This is a genomic window from Synechococcus sp. PCC 7502 (assembly GCF_000317085.1).
Taxonomy (GTDB): domain Bacteria; phylum Cyanobacteriota; class Cyanobacteriia; order Pseudanabaenales; family Pseudanabaenaceae; genus PCC-7502.
Genome location: NC_019702.1, coordinates 3,086,117 through 3,099,973, shown reverse-complemented (window position 1 = coordinate 3,099,973; position 13,857 = coordinate 3,086,117). Strand labels below are relative to the sequence as shown.

Below are 13,857 nucleotides of genomic sequence, written 5' to 3'. Positions count from 1 at the left end.
CCTGAAAAGAAATACATGAAAAAAGCGATCGCGAATAAAGCTCAGCCAGCAATAAAGTCCCATTCACGACTGTTTCAAGGGATTTTACCTTTGCAACGAGATGCGATCGGGAGTGATATCATCGCGGGTATTGTACTGGCGGCTCTGGGTATTCCTGAAGTGATGGGATACACCAAGATTGCGGGAACGCCGATCGCGACAGGTCTGTATACTCTCATTCTGCCCGTCGTGGCATTTGCATTTTTGGGTTCTTCCCGCCATCTGGTCGTTGCTGCCGACTCTGCTACAGCGGCAATTTTGGCGGCTGGGCTATCAGGTTTAGCACCGTTAGGCAGTGCCCAATATTTAGCCTTAGCGGAATCAGTTGCCATCCTTGTTGCTGGATTATTGCTATTTGCCCGCCTGTTTCGGCTCGGATTCCTCGCCGATTTTTTGTCGCGGACAGTCTTAATCGGCTTCTTGACTGGGGTAGGAATTCAGGTAGCGATCAGACAATTACCAGGATTACTCGATATCAAGGATGGTGGGCATCAGCCCGTGCAACAAATTATGACAGCGATCGCAGGGCTACCCCAGGCTAACCCCTTAGCGATCGGCATTTCTGTCAGCGTTCTGATTACCATTCATCTATTCGAGAGATTCTTGCCAAAATTCCCAGGAGCATTGCTGGCTGTAGTTGGCGCGATTCTTGCCAGTTGGATATTTAACTTTGCCAGCCTTGGCGTAACAGTTATCGGGGCTGTGCCCAGTGGGTTACCCTCCTTTGGGTTACCCGCAATCAATCTGAGCGAACTTCCCCAAATATTGGGCATTGCCTTGTCCTGCATTATTGTCATTGTCGCCCAAAGTGCCGCCACCTCCCGCGCTTACGCCTTTCGCTACAGCGAGAGCTTTAACGAAAATGTCGATTTGGAAGGTTTGGCGGCGGCTAATCTCGCGGCGGGATTAACTGGCACATTTGTGGTCAATGGCAGCCCGACTAAAACGGAAATTGTGGACACGGCGGGAGGGCGCAGCCAAGTTGCTCAACTGTCTACAGTAGCCGTCGTACTAATCGTTATCCTCTTCCTCACTCAGCCGATTAGCTACCTACCCAATGCAGTTTTAGCAGCAATTGTATTCTCAATCGGGCTGAGGTTAATCGACATTAAAGGAATGCAGGCGATCTTTAATACCCATCGGGAAGAGTTCTATTTGGCGATCATCACTGCGGCTACGGTCGTTTTGATTGGCGTTAAGGAGGGGATTGTCCAAGCAATTATATTGTCACTAATCCTGCATGTACGCCATAGTTACCGACCCCATACTGCCATCATTATTCCCAATGAAAATCAATTTTGGCAGCCGATTCCCGTACAAATGGGTAGTATCTCGGCACCAGGTCTAATTATTTATCGATTTAGTAGAGACCTCTTTTATGCAAACGCTACTTTCTTTTCCGAAGAGGTGCAAAACTTAGTAAAAAGTGCCGATCCACCAGTGCGGTGGTTCATTTTGGAAGCCAGAGCAATTACTGAAATCGACTACTCTGCTTCTCAAACATTACGAGATGTGGTTAAGGAATTATCCATACAGAACGTAACTTTAGTCATTTCTGGTCTATCTCCAGAGACAAAAAGACAGTTCGATCAAGATGGACTAACGAATTTAATTGGTGCCGATCGCTTTTTTTACCATTTAGAAGATGCGTTAGCGGCTTTTTATTCAGAGTGTACCTGAGAAATCCAATCATTCTGCATCTCACTACTCCTAGGTTACTACCCATTTTTTATTTCTCTTAATTGGTAATTTCATTGCCTAATTTATTTGTGACTAATACCAATTCTTTAAGATTTGGCTACACATCTTTCAAAGATAAATAGACTGCAAAATCTTGTGTCAGATTATCTGTAGCTTAGTTTCATGGGTAAAGTCGAAGTTAGACTTTACCCACAGCCTTCTCAATTCTTTGCAGTAGTTCTGCGTTAAGCCGAGGGATTAGGTCGATCGCTCCCATATTCTCAACTACTTGAGCCGTTCGACTGGCACCAGTGATCACTGTACTGACCCTAGGATTAATGGCACACCAAGCGATCGCTAATTGTGATAAGGTGCAGCCGAGTTCTTCGCTAATTGGTCGTAACCGCTCAGTAGCTGCAATCCAGTCGGGGTTGCTGACTGATTCCTGCAACCAAGCATAGCCGGGCAAGGTAGAACGGCTCCCAGCAGGTATCCCATTGCTATATTTGCCTGTAAGCACACCAGAAGCAAGCGGACTCCATGTAGTCAGCCCTAAGCCCAGATCCTCGTATAGTCTTGCGTACTCATTCTCTACCCGATGACGGTGAAACAAGTTGTACTGGGCTTGCTCCATCACTGGCTTATGAAGATGATGGCGATCGGCAACCTGCTAAGCCTCTACAATCTCCGCAGCTGACCATTCCGAAGTACCCCAGTATAGGGCTTTACGTTGATGGATCATGTCGTGCATTGCCCAGACTGTCTCTTCAATTGGCGTATTTGGATCGGGACGATGGCAAAAGACCAAGTCAATATAGTCCAGTTGTAAGCGTTGTAGAGAACCATCGATCGCATGGTGCAAATATTTACGATTAAGAGTGTTCTTTCGGTTCGGACCTTCCGCAATTCCCCAGTAGAACTTGGTAGAAATAACGTAGGATTCCCGATCCCAACAAAGTCGCTTGATGGCATTGCCCATAAGTATTTCTGATTTACCGCCAGCATAAACTTCTGCATTGTCAAAGAAATTTACTCCGACATCTCTGGCAGCAGAAAGCGTTTCCATCGCCGCATTTTCATCCACTTGATTTCCATAGGTCACCCAAGACCCCAAGGATAACTCACTTACTTGTAAGCCAGAACGTCCCAGTCTTCGATATTTCATGCTCGGTTCTCCTGTAAAAAATTTAATCGATCTCAAGATGTTTTACTTTAAAAGCAAATAGCTTGTCATATATGTTCTGGCTTACCGACGAAATCCACCTACAACATCTCTATGTATAAAACAGTTTAGCCATAGACAATTGATATTTACGCTGCAATTACAAGTTAGATTGATATGTCTCTGTTTAAGTTCATGGTTGACCAGAGTACAAGTTGACTAGATTGTATAAAAGCCTGATAAATCTTTACAAGCAGAGTTTTTAACTATTAAAATGACTGAAAGCCTCATTCTTTCGTTTACTTCATTTTAAATAGCAGTTTTTGATTTTCTGGACACCTTTCTGGGTAAAGATTTCAGCATACCACACCCAGTTGAGCAATTACGAAATTTTAACTAAATCCTAAATACTTTGATAGATGATAACCTAACCAAATTCCAATAAATCCACCGATAACTCCGAAGAAAATCGATGAAAGTGACAACAAGCTCCCACCCCAGAGTGCTGGTATATAGCTTCCAAGAGTAGAACCTACCAACATCCCGATGCTAATCAGTAATTTATTCACATTTATAACTTTCCAAAGCAATGGATTTAAACTTGGTACCAACTAGAGTATCTCAAGGATTTTGATAAAAATTATTAACCCTTTCTAAAATTTCCTGTATCTGCTCAAGATTACTAATCGACTCGTCAAAGCCACACATAGACTGAACATTATCCAGAGTTTCTTCAACCAAGTTTTTTAGATCGATATAGTCTCTTTCACTCAGAATTATAGACATTTCGCTTTCCCTACTTGTACACTAATGACTTGGCAAAATTTAATTAAACATTCTCAGATTTATTTTGTGGCGGAACGCAGACTGCAGGTAATCGCTTTAACACTCAAAATCGATATTTACCATTAACCTTTAATCATTCACTATTCTCAGGTGCGAATCTTGAGTAATTTGTTAGGACTGATTTTAATGCCTGCTTATCTTCCAATCTTATGAAAAGCCCATATAAGAAAAATAGACGACACCAATATAGAGCCGACAATTGTTCCGAATATACCAGCTTGTCGTGCATTTTTTGCAAAGAACATTAGTGGTAATAAACCAATTAAAATTTCTAGAACACCGAATATTTTTGCATCATTGCCATCAATAGGGGCAATATACCCATATCGGTTCCATGAAGCTGGAACATATTCTTGAGCTATGTGAAGTCCACCAAGACCAATAAATATAATTGAAATTGATAAGGCAATGATTTTAGCTGCAAGTGGCATTTCTTTATTTGGCGAATTCATCTCTATTCCTGTGAGTGATAACGGCAAAATTGAGCAGCTAAGAACTTTTACTACTAACAAAGTATTAGAAGCTAGACCGCTCCAATGATGTTTTATAGCATGATCGCATATTAATTTTTTATCTTTGCGATCGCCAATAATTTCTCGGAACTAAACATCGAAGTCGAAGATTTTTGCTTGCTTAATCTTGGCTAGAAGTCAGTCACTTCAACGGGCTTCGCGATTGAGCATAACTAGGTATTATACTGAAACTTTCTAAATAATATTAAACATTCTCAGGTTTATTTCTGGTTAGTATTACCTTATGCGGCGGAACGCATACCGAAGGGAATCGCTTCAACAGTTTCAAAATCAGTGCCTTAGTTTATTGTTCCTCGCAGTATTCGATAGCTCTCTTCGCCGCACTCTTGAGCCATTGATCCGAGTCTTCGTGTTCCAAGAGCCACTTGGCAAGTCGCTGGCACTGAGACGGATTCTTTGTACTCATGTAGATGATCGCCGTCGTAGCGCAGGATTGCTCGTTATCGAAATCCTCAACAAGCTTGACCAATACCTCCTCTTCCAAGGATTCCCAGTCAGGCTCGTCAGGGAAGATCATCTGTATCCGCTTCCAGAGGGGAATGCTCTCGTCTAGGGTAAGAATCTTGTATTCCATGTAGGGACTTGTTAGATGGAAAGTTTAATAGCTGTGACTCCAATCTAGCCCAAACAGTTAGAACTGCCATCAACTAGTTTGGGCTTTCGTCAGTGCGTCTGCGGAGTATGTAGCGAGAGCTTCCAATTCTGCCCCGCAGTCTCCTTTAAAACATGAACCGTGCATCACTGCCAAACACTCAGGGTTTAGTGATTTAAGTGAGCGTATAGTTGATGCTGTCCAGGGTGTAAGTGCCGTAGCATGAAATCCCTCTTCGGCAAGAATTGCGCTTGATACGATACTTTCAGTAGTAACTGCGGGTCCGTTACCTAACTGAGTAAATAAATCACCAGTGAATAGTGTTTTTGTCGTTTCCTCAAACACAAGCCCAGATTCCCACGCATGTGGAACATGTGGTGTATCAATATATCTCACGCGCTTGCCGCCTAAATCTAGGACTTCATTATTTTCCAACACGCGTGGTGGACGATCAGCTAGATCATTCAGTGAGACCATGCACGCAATTACCCCATGTACTACCTGTGCTTTTGGAGCAGCAGCTAACCATTGATTCATAGAGCCACATTCGTCGGACTCGACATGCCCAAACGAAATCCATCGAATCTTATCGAGAGGTAGAATATTGGATGCGGCTTTTGAGACCGATTCAAAAAGATTACGTCCACCGCAATGAAATAGAAGCGGTTCGTCCGCATTGATCAGATATTGATTAAAAGTGAACCCATACGGTGGCATGTCTGGTATGAACGTCGAAAGTCGAAAGATATTCGGGGCAATTTCATCAACTTTAGTTTCCATCACCTTAGTTCCTCATTTTCATCCGTGGTAGCGTCACTATCACGAGTTGAGACTCGTATTTTTATCTAACGATTATATCGAAACTTTCCTTATAGAGCCTGTTTCATATTTATTATGAGCAAGATTTATGATGCTTAGAAAATGCTAAATCCATACTCAAGTAGCCTAACAGATAAAGAATGGGAAATTATAGAACCATTGCTCCCAAAGAAAAAGCAAACTAGACCGCCAACTTGGACAAAAAGACAAATTTTAGACGGCATACTCTACCAACTTAAAAACGGTTGTAATTGGCGAGATATGCCCCGAGACTTACCACCATTCTCTACAGTGTATCGATACTACAAGGAGTGGAAAGATACAGGTACATTTACTGCGATTATGGAAGCCTTGCATTCAACAGCCCGTGAACAGTCAAAAAAAATCAAAATGGACAACTTTAATCATCATTGACTCACAAGCAGTGAAAAATACCTGTAATGCAAGTATAGAATCCAAGGGCTTCTGCTCCTACAAAGCAACTAACGGGATCAAAAGACATTTAGCCGTTGACATACTGGGATTTCCTTTCTTTACCTATTTAACAAGAGCAAATGTATCAGATGACCAAGGACTGATTGAAATGTTAACGATTAACATTGATTACTTCAAATCGAAGCCAGATGACATTACCCTAACTACGATATTGCTGGATAGTGGTTATGATATCGAAAAATTGACGACTGATTTACAGAAGGTTTATCCTGAGATTATGACTAAGATTAGGTTTGAAATTTCTCCTAAGGTATCAAAGCAACAGAAGGCAGAAAAAGGTCTGTCTGGGTTTGTAGTTGTGCCGACAAGGTGGGTAATTGGGTTGAAAGATGCAAAATCTTAGTTAAGAACTTTGAGAGAACTCTCGTTAATGCTACAGCTAAACTTAATCTTTGCTTTATTCGCTTGATGCTAAAAAGAATTGCTACTCATGAGATATGAAACAGGCTCTATAACAATTCTGGGTAGTGATCAAGAGGGCATGATGCAGAACTTAGAGTGAATTTCAGAATTGTAGTGATGGATAAATATCCAAATAGCACCGATATGATTTTCTAATTTCTTAGAAAAAGAAAGAGTTTTTCTAACAAGGCGAGAAATTCTTTGCCTTAAAGTACAATTGAACCTTTCAATATGATTAGTCTGTCCAGACTCTTTGCCCACAGCCTTATGGCGTTTTTTAGGCAAAATACAGCTATAAGCTTGCCAGAAGTCAGTATAACAAACAGCCCATTGTCGATAAACGGTTGGTAAAGATTGCCATAAACCCAAGGCTGCTTCTTGGTCTCGACTACCAACAAACACTCCAACAATCTCTCTAGTATTTTGGTCAATTGCTAACCAAATCCATACCTTACATTTTTTATCCCCTACAAATGACCATAGTTCATCGCACTCAATGGTCAGGCGTGCTTTTTTCTAGGGATTACCTTAACTTGCGGCTCTACACTGACAGACTTACCATTTACATAACTGTAACCACTGTAATGACACCTTGGCAACACGCTTAATCCCTCGCATGGATATACGTTCTAGCAGCAGATTATCGACTAATTTAATTGTGGATTCAGCTATTGGCTGGTTTTTGGGATTAATCACAAATTGACGATTACACTTTTTACATTTGTAGTTTTGTTTTTTGTGACGGGTTATACCATTCTTAACTATCTGGTCACTTTCACAGTAAGGACATTTTACTTCCATAGTTACTTCTATTTTGTTTTACCCCTTTTTTTATCTATCATGCCCTCTTGATCACTACCAATTTGATTTTTCCAGCCTTATGGTTTACAATACATATTATATTATAAAAATAATTATTCTTTTTGTAAACCTAAAACTATGGTTGGCTCCCGTATTAAGCTAGCTCGGAAGAAAGCTGGCTATTCATTACGAGGATTAGCTGATGCTCTGAATGGCAAAGTTAGTGCTCAAGCTATTGGCAAGTATGAACGTGATGAAATGACTCCAAGTTCAGATGTTTTGATTGCACTTAGTAAAACCTTAGAAGTATCCATACATTATTTGCTTGATTCTCAACAAGTCGAACTTACTAATGTTGATTTTCGGACTAAAGCTAATACAACTGCAAAAGATCGCGCTCGTGTAGAAACTGAGGTTATTGAATGGGTTGAGCGATACCTAGAAATTGAACATATTTTAGAAATGAAAAGTGCTGAATGGAAGAAACCATTCGACAAAGTTGCTATTAATTCTGTAGCAGAGGCTGAAGCAGTAGCAATCAAATTGAGAGATGTGTGGAATCTTGGGACTGATCCAATCCCGAATATGACCGAATTATTGGAAGAGAAGGGATTAAAAGTTTTAGTTAGTGAGTTACCTGGTAGTGTATCGGGATTTACTTGCCTTGTCCAAGGTGCCAGAATTATTAATTTGCCTATAATTGTCATAAATAGTCAGGTTTCCTTAGAACGGCGAAGACTAACACTTGCTCACGAGTTAGGACACAGACTTATCGATCCTGAACATCTATCAGAAAAAGAAGAAGAACAAGCTTGTAACCGTTTTGCAGGTGCTTTTTTAGTACCCAAATCTCACCTTGAAAATGAAGTTGGTCATTTACGACACTCTTTTGGCTATAGAGAGTTAATTTATCTGAAACAAATCTATCGAGTTAGTGGTGCGGCATTACTTGTGCGTCTGAGAAATATTGGTGTAATAATCGATGCTATTCTCACTTACTCATTTCAGAGCATTGCTCGAACTTGGCGGTCTAGTGAACCTGAGCCACTAGAAAATGAAGATGAGCGTGGGCAGAAAGAAAAACCTTGTCGATTTGAGAGGTTATGTTATCGAGCTTTAGCAGAAGACTTGATTTCAACCTCTAAAGCTGCGGAATTACTGCGCTATTCAATAGATAAAGTGGAAGCTGAATTAAAAGGAGAACCTCATATCCCTCAGATAAAAGATGCAGGTCATAATTAGTGATACATCTTGTCTTATTGATCTGCGAAAAGCTTTGTTAATTGAGGCTTTTTTACTACTACCCTACGAAATTAGCATTCTGGATATTTTATTTGCAGAGGAACTAATAAAGTTTACCGATTTAGAGCGATCTCTTTTACAACAGGGCTTAAAAATTTTACCTACCTCAGGAGAAGGAGTCCGTAAGGTTCAATCGATTCAAAGAGCCAATAGCAGATTGAGTATTAATGATTGCTTTGCTTTTGTACTGGCTGAGAGTATACCTAATAGTATTCTTTTAACTGGTGATGGGGGACTCCGTGATTTAGCTATTGGCTCCAAAGTGGAAGTTCATGGTGTTCTTTGGGTTGTTGATCGGATGTATGATGAAAAAATTATTACTGCAAATCAAGTATTATCAGTACTTTTGCTTTGGCAGATGGATAATAGAGTAAGGCTACCCAAACGTGATTTAAAGGATTTTATTGAACGCTTTAGAGCTATAACCTGATGATCGAACTTCTGGCAGTTGTAGTTTTATAGAATTGCGATCGCGGCGAAGCAAGTATTTATTTTATTCTTGACTGCACATCTCAAACCGTTCTGTACATAGGCGAAACTTGTCGGTCAAACCTACGCTGGAAAGGGCAACATGATTGTAAAAGATACATTGAAAACTATCAAAATCTGCATTACTCTCATGGCATCAAAACCGCTATTAATGCTGCATTTTGGAATTATGCGCCCATAGAAACTAAACCCAGACAGAAACTAGAGTTGGATTTAATCTATCATTGGCGATCGCCATTCAATAAAGAGATATGGCAATACTGGGGGACACCTTTTACGAATTAGAGCGATCTCAATCATTTACTATATGAGTGGACGTATGATTTAATCCCCTTTCACAATATTTAATATGCCTGACTTTGACAACGAACCAATACCTGAGTTAAGAAATCCTCAAGGGGTATTTCAGTCTGGGGATTTGAGTTTGAGAATTGAAGGAGAAGTTGCTCCAGTAGTAGATTTAGAGTTAGGGCAACAACAATCAGTCTATTTTGAACACCATATCCTACTATGGAAAACCCCTAATGTGCGACTGGGATTGAAAGGATTAAAGGGAGCAACAAAACGATTCTTTGCAGGTCTAGAAATTTTCATCACTGAAGCTCATGGACCTGGCAATATTGCCTTTTCTAGAGAAGCCCCAGGACAGATTGTAGTTTTGCAATTAGAACGAGGTCAAACGGTCGATGTCAGAGAGCATCAGTTTTTACTGGCAACGAGTAATATCGAATACAGTTTCTTTTTTCAGCGTGGATTGGTAAATATTCTATTTAGTCGGAGTGGCGGATTATTTATCGATCGCTTTGAAGGCAAGAAAGAAGGAGGTTTACTATTAATTCATGGATATGGCAATGTATTTGAAAAAGTGCTTGCCCTCGGAGAAATGCTTGATGTGGAACCAGGAGCATGGTTGTGGAAAGATTCATCGGTAAAGATGGAAACGGTAACAGCTTTGCAATCTAGTGGAGGCTTTTTCGGGGCGATCGGGGTGATGCTGGGCGGAATTTCCTTTACTCTAAATCGTTTTATTGGTCCTGGTCGTCTGGGATTGCAGTCGATGACCTATCATCCACCAATAGAAGAAGGTGCCACTCAAGTAGGTGGTTCATAGTCTTGAGGATTTTTCTGAGTCTAAGCTACTGGTTGTTTGCATTCTGGAGTGTTATTTTTCGGACTGTTGACGTTGCTTGATACTGGATATGCGGTCATTGCCTCTGGTGGGTAGGGTTTCAAGAGTGGGGTTAAGCGATCTATGCTGGTCAAGTTTGGATCGAGCCAAATTTCGTAATCCTTGGGATCGAGGATAACTGGCATTCGGTCGTGTATCGGTCTGACGACATCGTTTGCCTCGGTGGTGAGGATCGTACAGGTTTCAATGATGTCTCCTTCGGGGCTTTCCCACCTTTCCCAAAGTCCCGCAAAGGCAAAGATATTTGCGTCCTTTAGTCCAAAAAAGTAAGGTTGTTTTTTAGTTTTGCTGCCTTCGACTCGCTGCCATTCGTAGAACCCATCGGTGGGAATCAAACATCGCCTGTGCTTGAACGCATAGCGAAATGAAGGTTTTTCAGACACTGTTTCCGATCTAGCATTTATGAGCTTAAATCCTATGGCTGGGTCTTTTGTTCACGAAGGTATTAGCCCCAACCCCAACCGGAGAATTGCACCGACAATCGTGTGTCCCGTAAATACTAGACCTCTTGCATATTGATCGCCCTAACCTTTGTCAGCACTGTATTTTAGAGATTACAAGGTATTACTTTTTGAAATTTATACCAGATCGGCAGTTTGGGCGATTATTTAGCTAATTCCGCAAGAGGCCTACTATAGAATGCTTTTTCTGAGATTTTGAACGGTTCCAACCAAGTTGTGGGGAACTTCCGCTCTCAAGCTTAACGAAACAAGGAGCAACAGATCAATTTAGCTGCACCACAACCTTAAATGCTCGCTTTCACCTCAGGAGAACAGTACGCCCCATCAATGTTCGGGCGAATACTGTCCCCAAAATTAAATTAACTCTTGTTGGGGGGATGTTACGGTTCTATCACCATTTTAAGTTTTGTGTCTTAAAAATTCATTCTGTTTCCCCCAGGCTATAGGATGAGCTTGATTTCATCAGATCCTATAGATCCATGATCCTCACCAAAATAAAATTTTCTTTGGGAATTGCCCTCACTTCTATATTCTGCGCCGGAGTTGCCGCCGCAGAAATCTGTGAGCCATTATCCCCCCAAGTCTCCCCCACCCAAGGCAAGACAGTACGCTTAACCATTGGTCCGACCCTCGGATTTGGCTCCCATGGGAATACCTATTTTCTGATTCCCCGTCCAATCTCAACTGTCACTGTCAAGCTCACCCCAATCACCATCGACAAGGGCGCATATCCGACCCAACTGATTGCCCGCTATTCCGATGACACCATTTTTGAGTCCGGGGCTCCAATTTTTGTCCCTGATTCCACTAAGCCGATTATTTGGGGTCCATTGGAAGTAAATCAACCGGGCAAAGTGTTGGATGTCTTCAATGTCAAAATTCTGGAAAATTATCGCCTCTATCCCCAATCCCAGGGCTTTACCTATGATCTTGAAGTGACGGGCTGTCGCTGATTCCCCAGGTCTGGATTTAAACCCTATTTGCCACCGTTACATTTGAAATTAGATCACCATGATGCGAGCCTTATCTTTCTCCCCCATGCTACTGTCTGTTTTGCTGGCTGTGCCCACCAGCCTCAGTACTGCCCTTGCCGCCCCGGCCCCAGCTTTCCGTTACCCCACTACCGCCATTCCTGCCCCCAAAGCTATTGGTAATGATGCCAGCCAGTATAAGGTGACAATTTACCCCACCGTAGCTGGGATTGGGACTCGCGATGTCGTACCGGATCCCGATGGAACGGTTTGGTTTAATGGGCAATGGTCCGGGGTGATTGGCCATCTCAATCCGGCAACTGGTGAGGTGCGGCTGTTTCCCTTAGGTCGTGGTTCTCATCCTCATGGGGTTGTTATGGGGCCGGATGGGGGCTTGTGGATCTGTGATGAAGCCAATGCCATCCGCCGCTTTGACCGAAAAACCTATGAAGTCAAAACCTTTCAACTGCCTCCCTTTCCCCACACCATGGGCTATGGCAATTTGAATACACCGGTGTTTGATGGCAAAGGAATTCTCTGGTTTACCGCCCAAAATGGCTACTACGGACGCTTAGACCCTCGCACTGGGGATATGAAAATTTTTTCAGCTCCCCAAGGCTTTGGACCCTACGGCATGACGGCAACGCCTGCGGGAGAGGTTTGGTACACCAGTTTGGCGGGTAACTATATCGCGCGAATTGATCAGAAAACCTATTTGCCAGAAGTCTTCCCGATCCCTGATGACCGAGCCAACGGCTCTCGCCGGATTTGGTCCGATTCTAAAGGAAGCATTTGGATTACGACTTGGGGCAATGGGGTTTTAATGCGGCTGAACCCACAAACCAAAATTTGGGATTCCTTCAAACTCCCAGGACTGGGGCCGCGGGGTTATTCTACCTATGTGGACAATCAAGATCGGGTCTGGAGTTCGGATTTTGGCACTAATTCCATTCACCTGTTTGATCCGGTGAGTGAGTCGTTTACAGTGTTTCCCGGCAATAAGCAAAATGTCCAAACGCTGCAAATGAATGGGATTGGCAACCGGATTTGGGGTGGGCAGCAAGGTGCAGATCAGGTGATTCTGTTTGAGCGGATTCCCTGATTCTGGGTCAGTTGTTAGTAAATTGTCAAAAATTTTTCTGATTCTGGGAGAATCTTTCTATGGGTTTTATATTGTTCCCCGGACTGGGAAGTCTCTTAGCCATCAATCTCTGGGCTAATGCTGCGGTTGCTGACGTTATTCCCTCATTTGATCCGATGATTTGTCAATCTGCTCGTTTTTCCACCCCCTCCGCCGCCGCTATTCGGGAATTGTCTCCCACCGGTAAACTGCGTGTGGCGATTAACACGGGAAACTATGTGCTGGCAAACGAAAGGGGGGACTTTGTCCCTTACGGTATCTCCGTGGATATTGCCCATTTCTTAGAGAAACAACTAAAGGTGACCGCGGACTTTGTGGTGGTGAAATCTGCTGCTGAATCCTTTGAGCGGGTCAGTCAAAATCAGTCAGATATTGGCTTTTTTGGCGTTGATCCTTGGCGTGGGAAGCATGTGTCCTATACGCAGCCGTACATTCAGATTGAAGGTTCCTATATTGTCCGGGCAGATTCCCCTTTCAAAAGTCTGGCGGATGTGGACCGGCCTGGAGTGGAAATTGTGGTTGGCAAAAATAGTGTTTATAACCTTTTCTTGGAGCGGAATATTCGCCAAGCCGGTCTGATCCAGGCCCCAACTTCCCCGGAAGTCACGAGTTATATGCTGGCTCATAACTATCTGGTGGGGGCGGGGATCCGAAATCAACTTGAGGCTGATAGTAAACGCTTGGGGGGATTACGGATTCTACCAGAGCCGTTTATGACGATTAACCAGTCCATAGCTACCGGGCAGGGTCGGCCGGAAGGACTAGATTACCTCCAGACTTTTATCAGAGAGCTAAAGACAAGCGGTTGTGTTCAGGAATTAATCACAAAGTACGCTGTTGAGAGTGCAACTGTAGCCAAGTAAACGTGAAACTTGTTCGTCCATTAGTTTCTGATTGGCTTTGATCCAAGCCTCAATGGGTAGTGGTAATGCAAT

At 42.7% G+C, this 13,857-nt stretch carries 14 protein-coding genes and 2 pseudogenes; 9 read left to right on the top strand and 7 right to left on the bottom strand.

Features of this window, described 5'->3' with window-relative positions; translation table 11 throughout:
- The first annotated feature begins 15 nt into the window (after window positions 1-15).
- Window positions 16-1,719 carry a SulP family inorganic anion transporter gene (locus tag SYN7502_RS15490; protein WP_015169698.1) on the top strand — a complete coding sequence of 568 codons (1,704 nt, stop codon included), beginning with the start codon at window positions 16-18 and terminating at the stop codon, window positions 1,717-1,719.
- Between the two features lie 199 nt (window positions 1,720-1,918).
- Here the strand turns inward: SYN7502_RS15490 and SYN7502_RS21085 are convergent.
- From SYN7502_RS21085 to SYN7502_RS15470, 5 genes and pseudogenes are all read right to left on the bottom strand, one after another.
- Window positions 1,919-2,884, bottom strand: a pseudogene (locus SYN7502_RS21085) (potassium channel beta subunit family protein).
- Between the two features lie 618 nt (window positions 2,885-3,502).
- A complete protein-coding gene (locus SYN7502_RS20315) occupies window positions 3,503-3,667 on the bottom strand; it encodes a hypothetical protein (protein WP_015169697.1) in 165 nt (54 codons plus the stop codon).
- 194 nt (window positions 3,668-3,861) lie between these two features.
- Entirely contained in the window at window positions 3,862-4,179 is a 318-nt protein-coding gene (locus tag SYN7502_RS15480; protein WP_015169696.1) for a hypothetical protein, read from the bottom strand.
- A gap of 364 nt (window positions 4,180-4,543) precedes the next feature.
- On the bottom strand, window positions 4,544-4,834 hold the full coding sequence (locus SYN7502_RS15475; protein ID WP_015169695.1) for a hypothetical protein: 291 nt from the start codon (window positions 4,832-4,834) through the stop codon (window positions 4,544-4,546).
- Window positions 4,835-4,903: 69 nt separating this feature from the next.
- Entirely contained in the window at window positions 4,904-5,632 is a 729-nt protein-coding gene (locus SYN7502_RS15470) for an oxygen-binding di-iron domain-containing protein (RefSeq protein WP_015169694.1), read from the bottom strand.
- A 141-nt stretch (window positions 5,633-5,773) separates the two neighbouring features.
- Here SYN7502_RS15470 and SYN7502_RS15465 point away from each other — a divergent pair, with 141 nt between their 5' ends.
- The gene (locus SYN7502_RS15465; RefSeq protein ID WP_015168135.1) at window positions 5,774-6,085 is read left to right on the top strand and encodes a transposase; all 312 of its coding nucleotides are present in this window, start codon (window positions 5,774-5,776) and stop codon (window positions 6,083-6,085) included.
- Window positions 6,039-6,509 (top strand): transposase, encoded by a 471-nt coding sequence (locus SYN7502_RS15460; RefSeq protein ID WP_371257783.1) that lies wholly within the window; start codon window positions 6,039-6,041, stop codon window positions 6,507-6,509. Before SYN7502_RS15465 ends, SYN7502_RS15460 begins: the two co-directional genes overlap by 47 nt.
- A gap of 128 nt (window positions 6,510-6,637) precedes the next feature.
- On the opposite strand, the pseudogene SYN7502_RS19465 reads toward SYN7502_RS15460, so the two are convergent.
- A pseudogene (locus SYN7502_RS19465) lies at window positions 6,638-7,369 on the bottom strand (IS1 family transposase).
- 138 nt (window positions 7,370-7,507) lie between these two features.
- On the opposite strand from SYN7502_RS19465, the gene SYN7502_RS15445 reads away from it, so the two are divergent.
- The 3 genes from SYN7502_RS15445 (at window position 7,508) to SYN7502_RS15435 (ending at window position 10,271) form a co-directional block, all read left to right on the top strand.
- Entirely contained in the window at window positions 7,508-8,611 is a 1,104-nt protein-coding gene (locus SYN7502_RS15445) for a helix-turn-helix domain-containing protein (protein ID WP_015169693.1), read from the top strand.
- Window positions 8,595-9,101, top strand: coding sequence for a PIN domain-containing protein (locus SYN7502_RS15440; protein ID WP_015169692.1), 507 nt, complete (start codon window positions 8,595-8,597; stop codon window positions 9,099-9,101). Before SYN7502_RS15445 ends, SYN7502_RS15440 begins: the two co-directional genes overlap by 17 nt.
- Window positions 9,102-9,509: 408 nt before the next feature.
- A complete protein-coding gene (locus SYN7502_RS15435) occupies window positions 9,510-10,271 on the top strand; it encodes an AIM24 family protein (RefSeq protein WP_015169691.1) in 762 nt (253 codons plus the stop codon).
- A 20-nt stretch (window positions 10,272-10,291) separates the two neighbouring features.
- Here SYN7502_RS15435 and SYN7502_RS15430 read toward each other — a convergent pair whose 3' ends face one another.
- Window positions 10,292-10,768 (bottom strand): SOS response-associated peptidase, encoded by a 477-nt coding sequence (locus tag SYN7502_RS15430; RefSeq protein ID WP_256377882.1) that lies wholly within the window; start codon window positions 10,766-10,768, stop codon window positions 10,292-10,294.
- A 521-nt stretch (window positions 10,769-11,289) separates the two neighbouring features.
- Here SYN7502_RS15430 and SYN7502_RS15425 point away from each other — a divergent pair.
- From SYN7502_RS15425 to SYN7502_RS15415, 3 genes are read left to right on the top strand one after another with little or no spacing between them, the layout of a single operon-like run.
- Complete coding sequence (locus SYN7502_RS15425) at window positions 11,290-11,763, top strand: hypothetical protein (RefSeq protein ID WP_015169690.1); 474 nt, start codon at window positions 11,290-11,292, stop codon at window positions 11,761-11,763.
- A gap of 58 nt (window positions 11,764-11,821) precedes the next feature.
- Window positions 11,822-12,883, top strand: coding sequence for a Vgb family protein (locus SYN7502_RS15420; RefSeq protein ID WP_015169689.1), 1,062 nt, complete (start codon window positions 11,822-11,824; stop codon window positions 12,881-12,883).
- 59 nt (window positions 12,884-12,942) lie between these two features.
- On the top strand, window positions 12,943-13,785 hold the full coding sequence (locus SYN7502_RS15415) for an ABC transporter substrate-binding protein (RefSeq protein ID WP_015169688.1): 843 nt from the start codon (window positions 12,943-12,945) through the stop codon (window positions 13,783-13,785).
- Window positions 13,786-13,857 lie beyond the last annotated feature (72 nt).

What these genes read in the sequence shown, in the direction of transcription:
- SYN7502_RS15490 (WP_015169698.1), top strand. Translation starts at nt 16, where the DNA reads ATGAAAAAAGCGATCGCGAATAAAGCTCAGCCAGCAATAAAGTCCCAT.
- SYN7502_RS20315 (WP_015169697.1), bottom strand. Translation starts at nt 3,667, where the DNA reads ATGTCTATAATTCTGAGTGAAAGAGACTATATCGATCTAAAAAACTTG.
- SYN7502_RS15480 (WP_015169696.1), bottom strand. Translation starts at nt 4,179, where the DNA reads ATGAATTCGCCAAATAAAGAAATGCCACTTGCAGCTAAAATCATTGCC.
- SYN7502_RS15475 (WP_015169695.1), bottom strand. Translation starts at nt 4,834, where the DNA reads ATGGAATACAAGATTCTTACCCTAGACGAGAGCATTCCCCTCTGGAAG.
- SYN7502_RS15470 (WP_015169694.1), bottom strand. Translation starts at nt 5,632, where the DNA reads ATGGAAACTAAAGTTGATGAAATTGCCCCGAATATCTTTCGACTTTCG.
- SYN7502_RS15465 (WP_015168135.1), top strand. Translation starts at nt 5,774, where the DNA reads ATGCTAAATCCATACTCAAGTAGCCTAACAGATAAAGAATGGGAAATT.
- SYN7502_RS15445 (WP_015169693.1), top strand. Translation starts at nt 7,508, where the DNA reads ATGGTTGGCTCCCGTATTAAGCTAGCTCGGAAGAAAGCTGGCTATTCA.
- SYN7502_RS15440 (WP_015169692.1), top strand. Translation starts at nt 8,595, where the DNA reads ATGCAGGTCATAATTAGTGATACATCTTGTCTTATTGATCTGCGAAAA.
- SYN7502_RS15435 (WP_015169691.1), top strand. Translation starts at nt 9,510, where the DNA reads ATGCCTGACTTTGACAACGAACCAATACCTGAGTTAAGAAATCCTCAA.
- SYN7502_RS15425 (WP_015169690.1), top strand. Translation starts at nt 11,290, where the DNA reads ATGATCCTCACCAAAATAAAATTTTCTTTGGGAATTGCCCTCACTTCT.
- SYN7502_RS15420 (WP_015169689.1), top strand. Translation starts at nt 11,822, where the DNA reads ATGATGCGAGCCTTATCTTTCTCCCCCATGCTACTGTCTGTTTTGCTG.
- SYN7502_RS15415 (WP_015169688.1), top strand. Translation starts at nt 12,943, where the DNA reads ATGGGTTTTATATTGTTCCCCGGACTGGGAAGTCTCTTAGCCATCAAT.